The organism is Vibrio sp. CUB2, from assembly GCF_001557945.1.
In the GTDB taxonomy this organism is placed as follows: Bacteria; Pseudomonadota; Gammaproteobacteria; order Enterobacterales; family Vibrionaceae; genus Vibrio; species Vibrio owensii.
The window spans coordinates 1-17,509 of record NZ_LNRB01000024.1; the positions used below are offsets into that span (position 1 = coordinate 1).

The 17,509-nt window shown below is 46.6% G+C and carries 14 protein-coding genes and 1 pseudogene; 10 read left to right on the forward strand and 5 right to left on the reverse strand.

All coding sequences use genetic code 11. The annotated features are described in order from the left end of the window. Nucleotides 1-242 (forward strand): annotated as a pseudogene (locus ATB78_RS25080) (IS5/IS1182 family transposase); the annotation flags it as partial. Nucleotides 243-307: 65 nt separating this feature from the next. Here the strand turns inward: ATB78_RS25080 and ATB78_RS25085 are convergent. After that, complete coding sequence (locus ATB78_RS25085) at nucleotides 308-937, reverse strand: HAD family hydrolase (protein WP_061010913.1); 630 nt, start codon at nucleotides 935-937, stop codon at nucleotides 308-310. Nucleotides 938-953: 16 nt separating this feature from the next. After that, nucleotides 954-1,283 carry a multidrug efflux SMR transporter gene (locus ATB78_RS25090; RefSeq protein WP_005434828.1) on the reverse strand — a complete coding sequence of 110 codons (330 nt, stop codon included), beginning with the start codon at nucleotides 1,281-1,283 and terminating at the stop codon, nucleotides 954-956. A 187-nt stretch (nucleotides 1,284-1,470) separates the two neighbouring features. Between ATB78_RS25090 and ATB78_RS25095 the strand changes: the two genes are divergently transcribed. Next, nucleotides 1,471-2,217 (forward strand): hypothetical protein, encoded by a 747-nt coding sequence (locus tag ATB78_RS25095; protein ID WP_061010914.1) that lies wholly within the window; start codon nucleotides 1,471-1,473, stop codon nucleotides 2,215-2,217. 195 nt (nucleotides 2,218-2,412) lie between these two features. Here ATB78_RS25095 and ATB78_RS25100 read toward each other — a convergent pair whose 3' ends face one another. Then, nucleotides 2,413-2,724, reverse strand: coding sequence for a cupin domain-containing protein (locus ATB78_RS25100; protein ID WP_061010915.1), 312 nt, complete (start codon nucleotides 2,722-2,724; stop codon nucleotides 2,413-2,415). An 8-nt stretch (nucleotides 2,725-2,732) separates the two neighbouring features. After that, nucleotides 2,733-3,383 carry a Qnr family pentapeptide repeat protein gene (locus ATB78_RS25105; RefSeq protein WP_061010916.1) on the reverse strand — a complete coding sequence of 217 codons (651 nt, stop codon included), beginning with the start codon at nucleotides 3,381-3,383 and terminating at the stop codon, nucleotides 2,733-2,735. Nucleotides 3,384-3,890: 507 nt separating this feature from the next. Here ATB78_RS25105 and ompW point away from each other — a divergent pair. From ompW to ATB78_RS25130, 5 genes are all read left to right on the forward strand, one after another. Next, nucleotides 3,891-4,535: an outer membrane protein OmpW gene (ompW, locus tag ATB78_RS25110; RefSeq protein ID WP_061010917.1), complete on the forward strand. Its 645-nt coding sequence runs from the start codon at nucleotides 3,891-3,893 to the stop codon at nucleotides 4,533-4,535. A 431-nt stretch (nucleotides 4,536-4,966) separates the two neighbouring features. Beyond that, nucleotides 4,967-5,938 (forward strand): TAXI family TRAP transporter solute-binding subunit, encoded by a 972-nt coding sequence (locus ATB78_RS25115; protein WP_020195112.1) that lies wholly within the window; start codon nucleotides 4,967-4,969, stop codon nucleotides 5,936-5,938. An 81-nt stretch (nucleotides 5,939-6,019) separates the two neighbouring features. Then, complete coding sequence (locus ATB78_RS25120; RefSeq protein ID WP_061010918.1) at nucleotides 6,020-8,620, forward strand: TRAP transporter permease; 2,601 nt, start codon at nucleotides 6,020-6,022, stop codon at nucleotides 8,618-8,620. A 270-nt stretch (nucleotides 8,621-8,890) separates the two neighbouring features. Next, a complete protein-coding gene (locus ATB78_RS25125) occupies nucleotides 8,891-9,916 on the forward strand; it encodes an HlyD family secretion protein (RefSeq protein ID WP_009706795.1) in 1,026 nt (341 codons plus the stop codon). Then, nucleotides 9,913-11,400, forward strand: a complete 1,488-nt coding sequence (locus ATB78_RS25130) for an MDR family MFS transporter (RefSeq protein WP_005434843.1) — start codon at nucleotides 9,913-9,915, stop codon at nucleotides 11,398-11,400. The genes ATB78_RS25125 and ATB78_RS25130 overlap by 4 nt, the downstream gene beginning before the upstream one ends. Before the next feature lie 86 nt (nucleotides 11,401-11,486). Here ATB78_RS25130 and ATB78_RS25135 read toward each other — a convergent pair whose 3' ends face one another. Further along, the gene (locus tag ATB78_RS25135; protein ID WP_061010919.1) at nucleotides 11,487-11,732 is read right to left on the reverse strand and encodes a Rho-binding antiterminator; all 246 of its coding nucleotides are present in this window, start codon (nucleotides 11,730-11,732) and stop codon (nucleotides 11,487-11,489) included. Between the two features lie 157 nt (nucleotides 11,733-11,889). On the opposite strand from ATB78_RS25135, the gene ATB78_RS25140 reads away from it, so the two are divergent. The 3 genes from ATB78_RS25140 (at nucleotide 11,890) to ygjK (ending at nucleotide 17,213) form a co-directional block, all read left to right on the forward strand. Continuing rightward, nucleotides 11,890-13,023: an MBL fold metallo-hydrolase gene (locus ATB78_RS25140; RefSeq protein WP_061010920.1), complete on the forward strand. Its 1,134-nt coding sequence runs from the start codon at nucleotides 11,890-11,892 to the stop codon at nucleotides 13,021-13,023. Nucleotides 13,024-13,479: 456 nt separating this feature from the next. Then, entirely contained in the window at nucleotides 13,480-14,247 is a 768-nt protein-coding gene (locus ATB78_RS25145) for a transcriptional regulator (RefSeq protein ID WP_032802841.1), read from the forward strand. Nucleotides 14,248-14,507: 260 nt separating this feature from the next. Beyond that, complete coding sequence (ygjK, locus tag ATB78_RS25150; protein ID WP_061010921.1) at nucleotides 14,508-17,213, forward strand: alpha-glucosidase; 2,706 nt, start codon at nucleotides 14,508-14,510, stop codon at nucleotides 17,211-17,213. The last annotated feature ends 296 nt before the right edge of the window (nucleotides 17,214-17,509 follow it).

Below are 17,509 nucleotides of genomic sequence, written 5' to 3' on the forward strand. Positions count from 1 at the left end.
ACCCTCGCAATTTAGCAGTAGGTTGTCAAAAGCTCTACGGCTCCAACAAGAAGTGGAAAAAGCGGTATGGCTATCACAAGCGCTCACTATCAGAGACAGCAATGTACCGAGTAAAACAGCTGCTAGGTGGGAAATTAAGCCTAAGAAATTACAATGCTCAGGTTGGCGAGACTTACGCAATGATCAAAGCGCTGAACAAACTTACAGGACTTGGTATGCCTGAAACTCAGTATATTGCTTAAGAACTGAACAACTTTAGGCTGCCATGTCTTCCCACCGAATTAAGCAACAAAGCCGGTTTTCTGTTTTAATTCAGGTTGTTTTCGCTTTGCCAAGGTTGCCAATTCATCATCGCATGGCTGGCTAATTTGAGCATCGGAATGTCTTCGTGGGTGTCGCCGTAAGCGTAAATCGTCTCGTATTGGCTCAAGTCGAAAGCGCGTTGAACACGCTCGACCTTTCTTTCCAAACTGCAATCGCCACTTTGGTAACGACCATTAATGCGTTCACTTTCGCCGAGTAACTCACTACAAAGTAATTGGTAGCCGTGCGTTTGGCTCCACGGTCTTAAGTAGGCGTTAAGTGATGCTGAGACAACGACAATGGTGTCGCCTCGCGCTTGATGCCATTCCAGTTTCGCTTGGGCTTCTGGGCGAATGTGTTTTGTAATCACCTCTTTTGCAAACTGGGCTCCTAACGCTTCAACGTCTCGCGTTCTTCTTCCTGCAAAGGCGATGAAACTGGCGATAGGGCGCATTCGTTTAGCAGGGATAACTCCTGCTTTGTAGAGCGCATAGAACGGCAGAATCACAACGTTTCCGACCCACTTGCGCAGGCCAAAAACAGAATAGTGGAGGAAGGCGCTAAACATATCCTCATCGGTGATGGTGCCATCAAAATCAAACAGTGCGAGAGAGGGCTTTTGGCTATCTGACAATCCGCTGCCTTATGGTTTAGTGTGCGTGTCCGTGAGAGAAGTTTATCACCATCACGCCCGCTGCGATAAGTGCCATGCCAATCCAAAGGCTAGTATCCATGTGTTGGCGGTAAACCAATTGCGAGATTAACGTCACCGATACAATTGCCAAACCTGCCCAAAGAGCGTGAACAATGCCAACTGGCATGCCGCCTTTCATCGCCTGCGCCAAACAGACAAAAGCAGCCAAGTGACCAACTAGTACAAGGGTTGCAGGCAGCGGTTTGCTAAAGCCATCAGTGGCTTTAAGTGCAACGTGTGAAAGGGCTTCTGCGCCCACGCCTAAAAGTAAGAAAAACCAGCTCATTGTTATCGTTCGTCATCGGTTAATTTGGAATGGGGCTAGTATATTGATGTCGAATAAAATGATAATCCCATAAAAATTCAAATGACTTTTACTTAGTTGTAATAATAAGCCCGTCTTACATACGCTTACATCAACTCGTTGCCGCAATCGTTACACTGCCGCCGTCTTGGTAAAGGAGCGTGTATAGATGCATAAAGCAATAGCGAGTATTGCGGTGATGTTTGCACTGAGTGGCTGTGGTGGCGAAGGAATAACGACAGACTCTGTGCCTAAGTTTAAAGATCACAGAGCGAACTATGAGGTAGACGGTATCGATCTGCTGCATCGTTCGATTACCGACACCATCAGCGATGACTTGCTGGGCTTTGAGGCCGAGAACTTGTCTCGCAAAGTGACTTACACGCTCGATCGACTCTCATTAAACATTTTGCGTGATTTTAATGTGAGTACCCTCGCGGAGTTGGAAGCTCTAGTCCCTAATGTTGGTGACAACAAAACCTCTCTGATTTTTGAGTTTCACTTGATGCGCCTAACACCTGAAATGGTGATGGTCAGCTCATCAAACGAGATTGAACACTTCTTTTATGAAGCGGACATCATCGAAACCCGTTTTGGTATCTCAACCTATAAATTCACCGAAGCACCAACGCGTGTTGACATGGTGGTGTATCCAGAAGGCATTGCGATTGAAGCATTCAACCAAGGTTATCAAGCTGAATATGATGCAAGCAAAGGCACGTACAAGGTGCGTTTGCAGTACGACGATAATGGTGAAAAAAGCCAATATGATGAGCTGATAGTGGACTTGAACAGTGATCAAGTTCGACTGGAGAAAGGCACAACGATGATGGAAGGGCTAGAAGTCAAAGACACCGTTGAGCAAAGCCATCGATTCGAATACAACCGCAAGCAAAACACACTCTCACGCCAATAACACGTTTTTATCCATGAACATTGAAGTGATGACTAGGTTCATTTCTGAGTAACGGTTGGGAGACTGGCTCGGAGTCATGACTTCAATTTCTTTTGCGCCTCACCTAGACCCTTTATTGCGCACATGGGGAAAGTTAGGGTTTCTTTCCCCCGTTTTTCTTTACCTGCTCCTCGGAATAACTCGAAAGTCGAAAATCTAACTGTAGAAAACCGCCAGCCAAATCGTCTCTTGTTCTGGATCTGTCCAACTGACGCGATGCTTTGTATGCGCCGGAATGTTGATGTGGTCACCGGCTTCTAAACGTTTTACAGATCCATCTTCATAAGTCAGTTCACCAGCGCCTTGCAGCACCACCACCCACTCATGTTCTTCTTGATCGTACCATTCGCCCTCTGGCGTGGTTTGCCCCTTTGAGACAATACGCTCGATGCGCAGCTGTTTATGCGTGAGTAAATCTTCGAACACTTCTTCACTGAGATCACTGGGTAGGTCTTTAAACAGATTCATAATGCTTCCTAAATAACGATCAGTCCAAATGGTGCGAGCAGTTGTTCTTGCTGCCAGTCGCAGATCTTAACACCGTATAAAGAGACGCGGCGAATGTCCAAACCTTCTAAGTCGACGTGGGTAAGATCGCTCTCTTCTATATTAAAGCTGCCCCATTGTTCTCGACTGAATTCTCCTCTCGATAAGTCAGAGCCTTTAAAGCTCGCGCCCATCAAATTGGCGCCGTTCCATCGGTTTTCAAACAGGTCGCATTTCTCTAGCAGTGCGCGCTCAAAGTTGGTGTAAGCCAAGTTGCAGCCCGTAATGTAGGCGATACAAAAGAATACGGTATTGCTGACGCGATTAGCGAAGTTGGCACTTTGAAAGTTTGCGCCTTTCAAATCGCATTTGCGCAGTTCGATGCCGACGCAATCCGCACCATTGAACTGAGACATGGCCAACATGCAGTTGCTAAAGCTGGCGTCTTTGAGCTTGGCATAACGGAAACTGCAGCCTTCTATGTCGCTCGGCTGGATAAAACGGCAATCAATAAACTTTGCATCACTCATATCGGCGTGGTCGAAATTGCACTGATAAAAGCGGCAGTTTTCAAAAGTGGTGTTTTGCAAATCGTGATGAGAAAAGTCTTCCTGTTCGAAAGTGATATCGGTCTTAATCATGGCTTTTTATCTTTTCCTTGTTCGGTTGGAAGCAGACTAACACCCTAAGTGACTGATTTTCCAGAAATATAACTTGTTGTATTTCAGTGGTTTACAAAGGCCGAAAGTCGCCAATTTAAGCGGTCAAATTGGCGATTTAAAGTGGGTGTTTTTTGAAAATAACCCGAGCATATCGAGAAAAAAGTTTTGTTGAGCACAGGAGCTCTCAGAAGATGCGGAATGAGAACTGCGACGCACGCTTCTCACACGCACAGTTTGCATTACAGGATTGTGTCCTATTTGCATAATTTGTTGATCAATTTGGCGTTTTTGTATACGGAAAAGCTATATTTTTCACAAATTGATTTCCATCAAAATAGTAGGGTTTCTATATGCTAGATTGCGCGCAGCTCAAGAAAATAGTGATACTCGCGTGCTTCAAGGTTTTGGATTCATTAAGGAACTGCCCGAAAGGGAAGAGCGCAGCTGAGTACAAAAAGAAACAAAGCCCTACAAAAGGAAATAACAATGAAAAAAACAATCTGCAGTTTAGCAGTGGTTGCTGCGTTAGTGTCTCCAAGTGTTTTCGCTCACAGTGAAGGTGACTTCATTCTACGTGTTGGTGCGGCATCCGTTGTACCAAATGACAGCAGTGACAAAATCCTAGGTTCTCAAGAAGAGCTTAAAGTGGATTCCAACACGCAGCTGGGCTTGACGTTCGGTTACATGTTTACCGACAACATCAGCTTAGAAGTGCTTGCTGCAACCCCATTTAGCCATGATATTTCTACAGATCTATTTGGCCTTGGTGACATCGGCGAGACCAAACACCTGCCACCAACAGTGATGGTTCAGTACTACTTTGGTGACTCACAAAGCAAATTCCGCCCATACGTGGGTGCGGGTCTAAACTACACCATCTTCTTTGATGAAGGCTTTAACGGTACAGGTAAAGGCGCAGGTCTTTCTGATCTGAAATTGGATGATTCATTCGGTCTAGCTGCAAACGTTGGTGTTGACTACATGATCAACGATAAATGGTTCCTAAACGCATCGGCGTGGTACGCAAACATTGAAACAGAAGCGACCTACAAAGCGGGTGGCGCGAAACAAAAAACTGACGTTGAAATCAACCCTTGGGTATTCATGATCAGTGGCGGGTACAAGTTCTAAGAAAAAGCAGTAGCAAAAGAACAACAATATTATTGGCATGACTTTTAGGGGCAGTTGCGGGGATTGCCCCTCTTTTTTTTATTTCATTTTCTCTTCTTCTCATCTCTCCTTTCTCCTCCTATTTCTATGATTTTTCTATTTGTAAACGCATCGATTAAAAAATGAATTTTCTGTTAATTCTCGATTGCTGAGAAAAGCGAAAAATTACTATAGCTAGGTTTTGAAATTGTTCTGATAAATTCGATGACAAGCATTCGGTTAATTATTAATCGAACGTCAAAATAAATATTACAAAATGAAGCTAAGGACTGGCTGACTAAGGAAAATTACTCGTAAAGCGTGGAAATTTTACGCGAGTATTTTTCAGTTTTGCTGTCGTTAGCTGAGAAAAATGTCTTTATTTTTCAATCGATAGACAGGAAGAACTTAAAATGAAAGGAACCACACTCATTGCAGTATTTGCTTCGGCAGTATCATTGTTCTCATACAGTGAGAAAATAAGTGCGGCAGAGAAATTTATTACTATCGGCACGGGTGGTCAAACGGGTGTTTATTACGTGGCAGGTCAATCGATTTGTCGTTTTGTAAACCGTGGTGCGGCAGACCACAGCATTAAATGTAATGCACCAGCCAGTGGTGGTGGCGTGGCAAACGTCAATGGTTTGCGCAGTGGCGAATATAACTTCGGCATCATGCAGTCAGATCACCAATACAAAGCCCTAGAAGGTGTGGCTCCTTTCCAAAATAACCAACCAATGACGGACATTCGTGCCGTTTTCTCACTACAAAGTGAAGTGTTCACCATTCTTGCGCGTAAAGACGCGGGCATCACTAATTTCGACGATTTGAAAGGCAAGCGCGTCAACATTGGTAACCCTGGTTCTGGTCAACGCGACACGTTTGAGCAAGTGATGCAAGCAAAAGGCTGGTCACAAGATGTGTTCAGCTTGGTATCGGATCTAAAACCTGCAGAACAAGCTTCCGCAATGAGTGACAACAACATCGATGCAATGAGCTACTTTGTTGGCCACCCAAACGGCGCGATTCAAGAAGCCTCAACCACAACGGATGCCGTGTTAGTGCCAGTGACTGGTCCTGAAATCGACAAGTTACTTGCCGAGCGTGCGTACTTCACCAAAGCCACCATCCCGGGCGGAATGTACCGTGGCAACCCGAACGATACGCAATCTATCGGCGGCAAAGCGGTGCTCTCAACCACAGCAGAAACTGATCCTGAGTTGGTGTACCAACTGACGAAATCTGTGTTCGACAACCTAGACCGCTTCAAGCGTCTGCATCCAGCATTTAAAGACCTGAAAGAATCAGAAATGATTGAAGTGGGTCTGTCTGCACCACTGCATGAAGGTGCGGTGCGCTACTACAAAGAGCGCGGCTGGTTGTAAGTAACTCTTAGAACCTTCAATTTTTAGCAAGCGCTGTGATGGATTCGCAGCGCTTGCTTCTCTGTTGTTTGTGAGAAAATTATGGATAAGACGATCTCCACGTCCCATGCTGATACGCATCCGAGTGAGCTGTCGGCAGAAGAACTGATTGCCCAAGATGTGGGTGCTCGCCTGCCAACCGGAATCATGGAAAAGCTGATTGCAGGTTTGGCGTTACTTTGGTCTCTGTTTCAACTTTGGATAGCGTCTCCGCTGCCCTTTATTGTTGGCTTCGGTGTGATGAACGACACCGAAACGCGCGCCATTCACCTTGGCTTTGCCTTGTTGCTTGCCTTCCTTGTCTTCCCTGCTTTTAAGCGCTCCCCACGCGACCGTGTTCCTGCCTTCGACATCATGTTGGGTTTGATTGCTTGTGCCTCTTCGCTGTACTTGTTTGTTATGTACGAAGCACTAGCACAACGTCCAGGCAGCTTAACCACTGAAGACTTTATTACCGCATTGATTGGTTTGCCTCTGCTTTTAGAAGCGGCGCGTCGAGTATTGGGCCCTGCGTTGCCTGTGATAGCGTTGGTGTTTATCGGCTACAGCTTGGCAGGCCCATACATGCCCGGTTTATTGTCCCACCGTGGCGTGCAGTTGGATGCGCTAGCTAACCACCAGTGGATCACTACAGAAGGTGTGTTTGGTATTGCACTTGGCGTATCGACCAGCTTTGTATTCTTGTTTGTTCTGTTCGGTGCGTTGTTGGAACGCGCTGGAGCAGGGCACTACTTCATTCAATTGGCATTTAGCATGTTGGGGCACTTGCGTGGTGGCCCTGCAAAAGCGGCCGTCGTTGCCTCTGGTTTAACGGGTTTGATTTCGGGTTCGTCTATCGCCAATGTAGTGACCACGGGTACGTTCACTATTCCTATGATGCGTAAAGTGGGTTTCTCTCCGGAGAAAGCCGGTGCAGTGGAAGTGGCGTCATCGGTGAATGGGCAAATTATGCCACCTGTTATGGGCGCTGCGGCGTTTTTGATGGTGGAATATGTCGGCATTCCTTATGTTGAGATCATCAAGCACGCCTTCTTACCTGCTGCTATTTCTTACATTGCCCTGCTTTATATTGTTCATTTAGAAGCGCTCAAATTGGGCATGCAGCCGATTGATGCCGCACGTTCAAAACCTTGGCTAGCAAGACTCACGGGTTTTGCATTTGGTGCGGCGTTGATTTCTGGTTTGTCGATGTCGGTCTACTACGGCTTAGGATGGTTGAAGCCAGTATTGGGTGACTTTGTTCTACCGGGGATGGCGTTGATTCTTGCAGTGGTGTACTTGGCGCTGCTAAAAGTCGCCGCAAGCAATGAGCCGCTACCTGAAGAAGACCCAGATGCTCCGCTAGAACAGTTACCAAATACGCGCGCAGTCTTGTTGTCTGGCTTGCACTACCTACTGCCTGTGGTGGTGTTGGTGTGGTGTTTGATGATTGAGCGTTTGTCTCCGGGGCTGTCTGCTTTTTGGGGTAGTGTGATTCTGGTGGTGATCGTTTTGACTCAACGTCCTCTGCTGACTTGGATGCGTAAAGACGGCAAACACGATTACGGCAACTTTAAAGACGGTTGCATTGATTTGCGTGAAGGCTTGATTGCTGGTGCGCGAAACATGATCGGCATTGGTATCGCGACCGCCACCGCAGGCGTAATCGTTGGGGCGGTATCGCAAACGGGTGTTGGCTTAGTATTGGCTGATTTGGTTGAGATGTTGTCGATGGGCAACTTGCTACTCATGCTGATGCTTACCGCCGTATTGAGCTTGATTCTAGGCATGGGCTTACCAACTACGGCTAACTACATCGTGGTATCGAGCTTGCTAGCACCTGTTATCGTCACGCTGGGTCAACAACATGGTTTGATCGTACCGTTAATTGCGGTGCACTTGTTTGTGTTTTACTTCGGCATCATGGCGGATGTAACGCCGCCAGTGGGTCTGGCTTCGTTTGCTGCAGCAGCGGTGTCGAAAGGCGATCCAATCAAGACGGGCTTAACCGCGTTTTACTACAGTCTAAGAACCGCAGCGTTGCCGTTCCTATTTATCTTCAATACGGATTTGTTGTTGATTGATGTCGATTGGGCGCACGGTATCGCCATCTTTGTTATCTCTACCATTGCGATGTTGATATTCGCAGCGGCGACGCAAGGTTGGTTCCTGACTCGTAACCGTTGGTACGAAGGCGTTTTGCTTTTGCTGGTGGCCTTTACTCTGTTCCGTCCAGGGTTCTGGATCGACATGGTGGTGGACCCGTATCAGTCGAGCAATCCTGCCCAGTTGGCACAAACGCTTGAGCCGCTAGAAGAGGGCGGTGTGCTGAGAATGCGCATCAGCGGTGAAGATGCGGTCGGTAAGATGCGTGAATTCTCGGTGTTGTTGTCGGTTCCTGAAGGGGAAACCGGACAAGATAAGCTGGACGCATTGGGTATCGCTACCTATCAGCAAGGTGAACGAACCCTGATTGATATCGTTAGCTTTGCTAGCCCAGCAGAGGCTGCAGGATTGCAGTTCGACCAACAAATTGTCGATGTACGTGTGCCTGTTGAGCGTTATCGCAAAGAGTGGATGTGGATTCCGGCAATGTTGCTGTTTGGTGTTGTGATTTGGCTACAACGTCGAAGAGTAACTGCCCAGCTTTCTGCAGCACATTGATAATTAAAGATAAATAACCATAAAGCCCTGTTGGAGTTAAGACTAACGGGGCTTTTTTCTGTCTGGAATATTCGCCAATGTGATTGTCTAAGTCGCGGAATGATTAGCGTCTTCTATACTTTATGCACGATTAGAGTGTGAATATCTTTGCGCATCATTTGAACAAATTATCAACGCTCAAAATCGGATCTTAACCTTTCAGATCATCTTGTTGTTCGAAAGCGGAAAAATCCTACACTGATCACATAATTGAACACTTGGACAATATAAATGAGCGACGATATCGCGAAGAAATCCTCTTCGAAATCCAAACTGACCAAAATCCTTTTCCTTCTCGTTTGTGCTATCGGCTTCGGTGCGATGTACTGGTCTTGGCAATATTCTGACAGTCATCCGAGTACGGAAGATGCCTATGTAAGAGCTAAAATCCTGTCAGTCGCTCCTCAGGTTCAAGGCCAAGTGATCTCAGTAGAAGCCAAAGATTTCCAAGTGGTGAACAAAGGCGATCTGCTATTAAAGATTGATTCTCGTCCTTACCTGCTTGCAGTCAAACAAGCCAAAGCGGCTTACCAATTGGCGGTTCAACAACACGATGTGGCCGACAAGCAAGTGACTGAAGCGGTGGCGGGATTGGATGCGGCGCGTTCTAACCTGACCGAAGCGCAGTTGGAGTACAAACGTACTAACTCATTAGTGAAACGCAAATTAGCGTCTGATCAAGATTTGGATACTGCGAAAAACAAACTCGCTAACGCTCAAGCAAGCTTAGAACAAGCACGTGCAACGGTTGAAAAAGCAATCGCAAACCGCGGTGAAGAAGGCGCAGAAGCTGCGGTTGTTCAACAAGCGGCGGCGCAACTTGCACAGGCTGAGTTGAACCTTAGCTACACCGACATCACTTCTCCTGTCGATGGTATCGCGGGTGAAATCAACACACATACTGGTTCTGTTGTCGGCATTGGCCAAACTCTGTTCCCTGTGATTGTGAAAGACAGCTACTGGGTACGCGCAAACTTTAAAGAAACTGACCTAACACACATCAAAGCAGGCATGCACGCTGAAGTCGTGATCGACATGTATCCAGATGTGGTTTGGGATGCGAAAGTGGAAGAGTTGTCGCCAGCAAGTGGTACCTCTTTCTCTTTGATGCCACCAGAAAACGCAACCGGTAACTGGGTGAAAATCAAACAACGTTTCCCTGTGCGTCTGACGCTTGAAGTGCCTGAAGGTGCGCCACAATTACGTGTGGGTGCAAGTTCTGAAGTGACTGTTGATCTGAAAAGTAACGCGCAATGAGTAACGAGATTACGGCCGACAAACGGGGAATAGCCACCGTCGCCGTGATGCTTTCGGCCATCATGGTGCTGATAGACATGACCGTTGCTAACGTGTCGCTTTCACACATGATGGGCGCGTTGGGCGCAACGGCAGACCAAATCACTTGGGTGCTAACTGGCTACAGTATGGCTGAGGCGATCTTCATTCCGATGACCAGTTTCTGGGTATCGCGATTTGGTGAGCGCAAAGTCATGTTGGTGGCCGTCATCGGCTTTGTGATTGCCAGTGCTTTCTGTGGGCAAGCGGGCTCACTCGAAGAGATGGTGGTGTTCCGTATTATCCAAGGTGCGTTTGGTGCTTCGGTTATTCCACTGGCGCAATCTACATTGGTTCAGATTTACCCTTCCGAGCAAAAAGGCAAGGCGATGGCGATCTTCTCCATCGGTATCTTGCTTGGTCCGATTTTAGGCCCAGTGGTGGGCGGTGTGATTACTGACAACATCAACTGGCGTTGGATCTTCTACGTCAACTTGCCATTTGGCTTGGTGTGTACTGCGCTGATTTATCGCTACATCCACATCAGTAACAAATCCAAACCGAACTTCGACTGGTGGATCATTGGTTATATGGCCCTTGGGGTCGGTGCGTTGCAGTTCGTGCTCGACAAAGGTAACGACGAAGACTGGTTCAACTCTCGCATTATCCAAACCGCAGTGCTGCTGGCGATCATGGGCTTAATCATGTGGATCTACCGCAGTTGGAAGACCAAGAGCCCCATCGCGCCTCTGTGGCTCCTCAAGGATAAAAACCTCATGGTCTCGTCCTTAATGATGGCGGTAGTGTCGATGGCCATGTTCGGCTTGACCACTCAACAACCGATGTTGCTTGAAAGCTTATTGAACTACCCAGTATCCACCACGGGTATGTTAATGGCACCACGGGGGCTGGCGTCCGCCTGTATGCTGATATTGGTGATTGTGATTAACCCACAATTCGATCCAAGGTTGAAGATTGTCTTTGGCCTAACCTGTATCGGTATTGGTAGTTACCTCATGACCTTGTACTCAATGGAAATCGATACCTTCTGGATCGTGATGCCAAGTATGATTCAAGGTATGGGCTTAGGTTTGACCTTCTCGACCTTATCGACACTGGCGTACATGACATTGCCAAAAGAGCAGTCAGTGGCAGGGGCGAGTATTTTTAACCTGTTCCGCACCATTGGTAGTTCGTTTGGTATCTCGATCGCGACTACATACCAATATCGTGACAGCCAACAGCAATGGCACGCTTTGGGAGAAGGCTTTAACCCTTATAACCCAGTGTTGCATGACTGGGCTGCGAAACAGGGGTTGTCGATTACTGATCCTGCGGCATTGGAGCAATACCAGAACATGCTCCATCAGCAATCGCAAATGGTGGCCTTTGTGCACACCTTCCAGTTGGTCGGGGTGATGTTCGTTATCATGATGCCGATGCTGATATTTATCCGCTCAAGGTAAACCTCTAAAGCCAAACAAAAGCGCCCTTAACTCAGTCAGTTAAGGGCGCTTTTTTATGTCTGACGTTTCTATCGGTTTTCGAGCAATTAACCGAAGGTCACTTCACTGAAATGCGGATTGTCTTTGAGCGCTCTCATCGCAATCAATTGCTCGGTTGGGAACGAAATGTGCTCGCCATCGATATCCAAAAATAAGCACTCTTGTCGTTCAATATCGTAGCCTGTATCAAATGCGCTGCCTTGATGTTTCTCACCGTTTTTGAGAGTGATCTCCATGGGCAGATTAAACATACAGGCGATTTCAATAAAATCGTATTGGCTGCAGGTCACCATAACTTTTCTCCTTCTCTCTTCCTTATCAAGACCGATAAAGGACAGAAATACTTCTCTGAAACCTAATCTTCATCTTACGCCCTATTTTGGTCATGAAAAAGACATACAAGCAGGCTTAACTAAAACCATAGTTTAGTGAACAAGACGTAGATAGGACATGTCTGAAACGACACTTAAAAACACGTACTTGGCTCGTGAGCGCGCAACGCAATCACTGATTACTCCTCACACTTACTACGCGCAGTTGGCGCATCGCATTAACCACTCACCTCAATTTGAACATGGACGCGTCAAAGACAAGATGCCAAACGTGCCAAGCCCTCAGTCTTTTTGGCAAGTGTGCTGGGCCTACATGGGCGGACGTTCGCCGCTCAGTCCCGATAACCAGTTGCCTTATTCATCGATAGAGCCGACGCGGTTTGAGCAGCGACAACAAGCGATGCGAGTCACTTGGCTAGGGCATTCCACTTTGATGATTGAGACCGATGGCGTGCGCATTCTGACTGACCCTGTATTCGACTATGCGTCGCCGTTGATTGCTAAGGCATGGTTTGAGCGCAATATCCCCAATACAGCCGTACGTGATAGCTTGCCGATTCCGGATGTTATCGTGATCTCTCATGATCATTACGATCACCTCGAAGCTTCGACCATACGTTACTATTCTGATAAATCCGTAACATTTTACGTGCCACTCGGTGTCGGTAAGCATTTGATTCGTTGGGGCGTTAGACCTGATAACGTGGTGGAATTTGATTGGTGGGAGAGCGTTCATTACGCCAACGTCGAGCTGATTTGCACGCCAGCCAATCACAACTCAGGGCGCACTTATCTGGATAAGAATTCGACCTTATGGGCATCTTGGGTGGTAAAAGGGCAGCAAGAGACCCTCTATTTCAGTGGCGACAGTGCGTACGATAGTCACTTTGCACAAATTGCTCAGCGCTGCGGTCCGATTGATATCGCCTGTTTGGAAGTCGCGGCAGATGTGAAAGGCAACCAAGGATATCCGGTTGAGAACTGGGGACATATGCAAGCGCATCACACCGTACGCGCATTCAAAGATCTGCAAGCGAAGAAGTTGCTACCTGTGCACTGGGCAACGTATGAGTTGTTTACGCACAAATGGGATGAGCCCATTGAGGACTTGATTGAACATTGCCAAGCTGATCACATTGAGCTGATAACCCCGATGGCGGGAGAGAGTTTTTACGTGGCAAAAGAATATAAAAATAAGCCTTGGTGGCAAGCCAATAAATTATGTGAGCAAGCTAGAAAAATACGGGTATAATATGACGGCGCTTCAATAATACCTCGGTTAATTTAACCAACTTTCTTGCTCCTTATAACAAGATTTTTACTGGTCATCGATTCAATAAATTACCAGTGAGTCACTATTTTTCTGTGATCCCTCACGATAATAAATCTCTGGGTACAACTTTTTGATACTTCTCACCTAATAAAATAACCTTCTGAGAGAAAACTTTTACTAAAAATCTTTGTGAACTTAATTTTACGCATCAAAACAATTATACTCGTCGCCATACTGATAAGGCTTAAAATGGCTGGTCAAAGTGTGAACGCAATGAGTAAAACTTGATCAGTTAACAACAAGTAAAAGTCTCATCATTGAAACCGATTTAATTGATAAAGAGTGCTGGGAATAATTGGAGCCAGTATCACAAGAGTAGGATTCTCTTGAATATATCATCAGGGATGCTGAAGAAATTAAAACAGGCATTGTTAGATGAATAATTCTGCAACGTATTTACTTGCTGCTTTACGAGAAAAAATTAAAGAGAAAGGGATTTGTTATTCCGATCTCTCTGCTGGAATGGGGATTCCTCTATCAACCATTAAGAGACAGTTACACAATACGTCTTTAGGGTTGGACAAAATACTCTCGTATGCCACTCATTTAGATACTGATTTAGTCGAATTGTCCATGCGTGGTAAACAGCTGCAACAAGAAAACGAGCAATTTATCACCGACATTAACAGTGAAATATTTCACCAGTATCCGTACCTGTTTGATTTCTTGTATTTATTGCGTCGGAAGGAATGGTCTCCACAAGATATTGCGAGCAAATACCAATTGACCCATACCTCGATCACCCTTTATTTCCGGGCATTGGAAATGATGGATTACATCGAGCTAAAAGGTGATGACCAATACCGCTTTAAAGACCAAGGTCGTTTTATTTTCGAAGAAGGCTCCAAGCTCGATACTTTGTTTGCTAAGCGTTTTCGAGATGAAGTGTTTAGCCATGATGTGCGACCACCGATTTGCATGGGACGCATTGCTATCACTGAAGAGCAGGAAGAGAAACTGGCGAATGAGGTGTACAACAAACTGATAGAGTTTGATGTGCAAAACAAGAGCGGAGAAGGCAGTAAGCGACTGAGAAACGTCTTGATGACCTACACGCCGGGCAATCAGATATTCCTTTCGGATACGATTCCGAATATTGACGGTGAATTATTAAAAGCCATCTCGATGGCGAATGAAAAATAGTGACTATTTAATCACAAAATAAAAAATTTATATTAAGTGGGTGTATTTGATAATGAATGCATCAAAGACCCACTATTATCCAAAATTAATGACCTGTTATTTAAATAGGTTAAACGAAGAAGAGACAAATTAACCGATCTCTTCTCAAATCCAAAAGTGAAATAAATAAGGCTGAATCTTCATCATCGAAACTCGGCAGGGCACGTCTCGACCTTTTTTCGCCTGATCAGGACCAAAAGCCAATAAATGAGGGATATAACATGCACTTTAAGACTTCTTTATGTGCGATTGCTGTCGGGGTTGCTCTAACACTTAGCGGATGCAACAGTAGTGATAATGACTCTAATGTGGAAGCGCCACTGAAAGCGGCTGAATTCCACAACACCATTGACCGTGCAGGTGTGCCAGTGGCACTGCGTGATCTTCATGGTGGTCACCTTCGCTACATTCCTATGTTCGATAACGGTTCTTGGCATGGTCACACGCTAGACACTCAAGGTGGCGAAATCACCCTAGGCGGTACGGCGTTGCTAACGGAAGAATACGTGTCATTCATGGCTGCACGTTTCGACCGTCTAACACTGATGGTTGACGGTGAAGCGATGCCGCTTGAGCTAACAGACGCTTACTCGCAACCAGGCGCACTGATTCAAGAGTACACAGGCGATAACGGCATCACTGCCGAACTTGAAATGCGCTTTGTTACCGACCGTACGTCTCTTGTTAAAACCACCATCAAGAACCCGAACAAGCTGGCTCTTCAAGGCGAATGGGACGGCGAGTTGATGCAAGATTACCGTGCTGACGATGGTGAGCTATACAAAAACAACGACAGCACAGTGCGCAGTGTTGAAGATGCATACCCTACTTACTCACGTGAAATCACGGCGACAGAAAACGGCGTAGAAGTGTCTTTTGGCGCGGTTCGCGACTCTTGGTCTCTGCTGACTTCAGGCGACTCTAAGTTTGAAGTAACGCGCTCTATCAAGCCAGAAACGTCTACCATCGATGATGATAAGAAAGGCTTTGTCCAAACGGCAGAGCTAGGTAATGGCGAAGAAATCACGCTATACACGGCTTACACGCACGTGCAAAACACCGAAGAGCAAGCGTCTGAGTTTGCGAAGTTAGACGACGTGATGGCCGATCCAAAAGGCTACATGCACGATTCAGCGATGCGTTGGGAAGAATACCTAGAAAATGGTCTAACTAACGATGCGGCTTCAAAAGAGCATGAATTCGTTGCAGTAAAAGCGATGGAAACACTGAGCGCAAACTGGCGTGGTGCTGCAGGTGCCATTGACCACGACACAGTAACACCATCGGTAACTGCACCTTACTTCTCTGGCAACATGACTTGGCCGTGGGATACATGGAAACAAGCGTACGCAATGGCTCACTTCAACCCAGATGTGGCGATGGAAAACATTCGTACTGTATTCCAATACCAAGTGCAGTCTGACGATCCTGTTCGCCCTTGGGACGAAGGTTACTTGCTTGACGTGGTGACTTACAACTTGCCGGCAGAACGTTGGGAAGGTATGTCTGCGGAATACAAAAAAGTGTTCCCACTGGCTACAGACGGTTTGAACTGGAACGAACGTAACACCAAACCATCTCTAGCTGCATGGGCAGTATGGGAAGTGTACACCGCACTGAAAGACGAGCATAACCGTCCGGAAGAAGCGAAGCAGTGGCTAGAAGAGATGTATCCGAAGCTGGTGGCATTCCACGATTGGTGGCTACGTGCTCGTGATACAAACAAAAACGGTATCCCTGAATACGGTGCAGCAAAAGACCCAATTCATACTGTGTTCGCAGACGATTTGAACCCGAACAAAGATGGCGAATTGCCTTGGGGTGACGATGCAACATTGGATGACATGAAGTTCCAATACAAAGACGAAGCGAATGGCGACAAGTGGATCAAAGAGACTGGCGTCGAGAAATACAACCAGTTGCTAACGTCCGGTGATTACACCGCGATGAGTATCCCAGCGAAAGTAGCTGCGGGTTGGGAATCTGGTCGTGACAACGCGGGTGTATTTGGCTTTATCGACACTATCGACAACCTACAAGGTATGTCTGAACTGCCGACACAAGACGAAGCTAAAGTGATCGACCAGATGGGTCGTTACGCACACGACACCAACGGATTCGACAACACCTACGACATGGTTATGGGTGAAGACGGCTCGGTGGTGACTTACCGTGATGATTCGCCAGAGAACATGGACAAACTGGCTCTAGCGAAGAAAGACTGGGAAGTGAAGTTCAACGAGAACACCAACGACGCGAACAAGTTGTCTGGCTACTCGCTGATGCAAGAATCGGTAGACCAAGCGTCTTACTGGTACTCAGATAACCTGTTCCTATCGCAAATTGCAGAAGTACTGGGCAAAGCAGATAAAGCGGCTGAGTTTAAAGAGAAAGCGGAAGACACCAAAGAGTACATCAACCGCTGTATGTTCGATGAATCAACCGGTTTCTACTACGACATCGAAGTGGTACCTGGTGGCTTAAGCAACCAATGTGCAGGTCCAATGTTGGTGAAACGCGGCATGGGTCCAGAAGGTTGGTCTCCACTATTCAACAACGCGGCAACGCAAGAGCACGCGGATAAAGTAGTGAAGAACATGCTTGATACCAGCAAGTTTAACTCACCAATGATCCCACTTGGCACCGCATCAATGGATAACCCAGCTTACGGCCCAGACATTTACTGGCGTGGTCGTGTGTGGCTCGATCAGTTCTACTTCGGCGTACGTGGTATGGACAACTACGGTTACGGTGTGGAAGCGCGTCAGATGGTGGATAAGCTATTCAAGAACGCACAAGGCTTAACAGAAACAACGCCAATTCAGGAAAACTACAACCCTGAAACGGGTGCAGTGCAGGGCGCAAACAACTTCTCTTGGAGTGCTGCGCACCTATACATGTTGTACAACGGCTTTGTGGGCAAGTAAGGCTCATTCGTCACTAACAACGAGAAGATTTGGGCGTTGCAGATGACCCCCCTAGCATCTGCAACCGCTTCATCCTCTTCAAATTAGGCTCAATAAGATCAAACCGGATGGTGATCTCCGTCCGGTTTTTATAGGGTTAAAACTCTACTTTTCGGCACTTTTATAAAACTTGTAGGCGAGAAAAATTGCGCTACTAAGGCACTTTCCTTTAAAAACCAATAGTTAACCTACCCGCATTTCGTTCTGTCTATTTTCGACACATAACATTTATAAAATGATCGTTTAACTGTTTTGTA

Coding starts and splice junctions, on each gene's coding strand:
- ATB78_RS25125 (WP_009706795.1), top strand. CDS start 8,891: ATGAGCGACGATATCGCGAAGAAATCCTCTTCGAAATCCAAACTGACC.
- ATB78_RS25095 (WP_061010914.1), top strand. CDS start 1,471: ATGCATAAAGCAATAGCGAGTATTGCGGTGATGTTTGCACTGAGTGGC.
- ATB78_RS25130 (WP_005434843.1), top strand. CDS start 9,913: ATGAGTAACGAGATTACGGCCGACAAACGGGGAATAGCCACCGTCGCC.
- ATB78_RS25105 (WP_061010916.1), bottom strand. CDS start 3,383: ATGATTAAGACCGATATCACTTTCGAACAGGAAGACTTTTCTCATCAC.
- ATB78_RS25120 (WP_061010918.1), top strand. CDS start 6,020: ATGGATAAGACGATCTCCACGTCCCATGCTGATACGCATCCGAGTGAG.
- ATB78_RS25145 (WP_032802841.1), top strand. CDS start 13,480: ATGAATAATTCTGCAACGTATTTACTTGCTGCTTTACGAGAAAAAATT.
- ATB78_RS25090 (WP_005434828.1), bottom strand. CDS start 1,283: ATGAGCTGGTTTTTCTTACTTTTAGGCGTGGGCGCAGAAGCCCTTTCA.
- ATB78_RS25115 (WP_020195112.1), top strand. CDS start 4,967: ATGAAAGGAACCACACTCATTGCAGTATTTGCTTCGGCAGTATCATTG.
- ompW (WP_061010917.1), top strand. CDS start 3,891: ATGAAAAAAACAATCTGCAGTTTAGCAGTGGTTGCTGCGTTAGTGTCT.
- ygjK (WP_061010921.1), top strand. CDS start 14,508: ATGCACTTTAAGACTTCTTTATGTGCGATTGCTGTCGGGGTTGCTCTA.
- ATB78_RS25100 (WP_061010915.1), bottom strand. CDS start 2,724: ATGAATCTGTTTAAAGACCTACCCAGTGATCTCAGTGAAGAAGTGTTC.
- ATB78_RS25140 (WP_061010920.1), top strand. CDS start 11,890: ATGTCTGAAACGACACTTAAAAACACGTACTTGGCTCGTGAGCGCGCA.
- ATB78_RS25135 (WP_061010919.1), bottom strand. CDS start 11,732: ATGGTGACCTGCAGCCAATACGATTTTATTGAAATCGCCTGTATGTTT.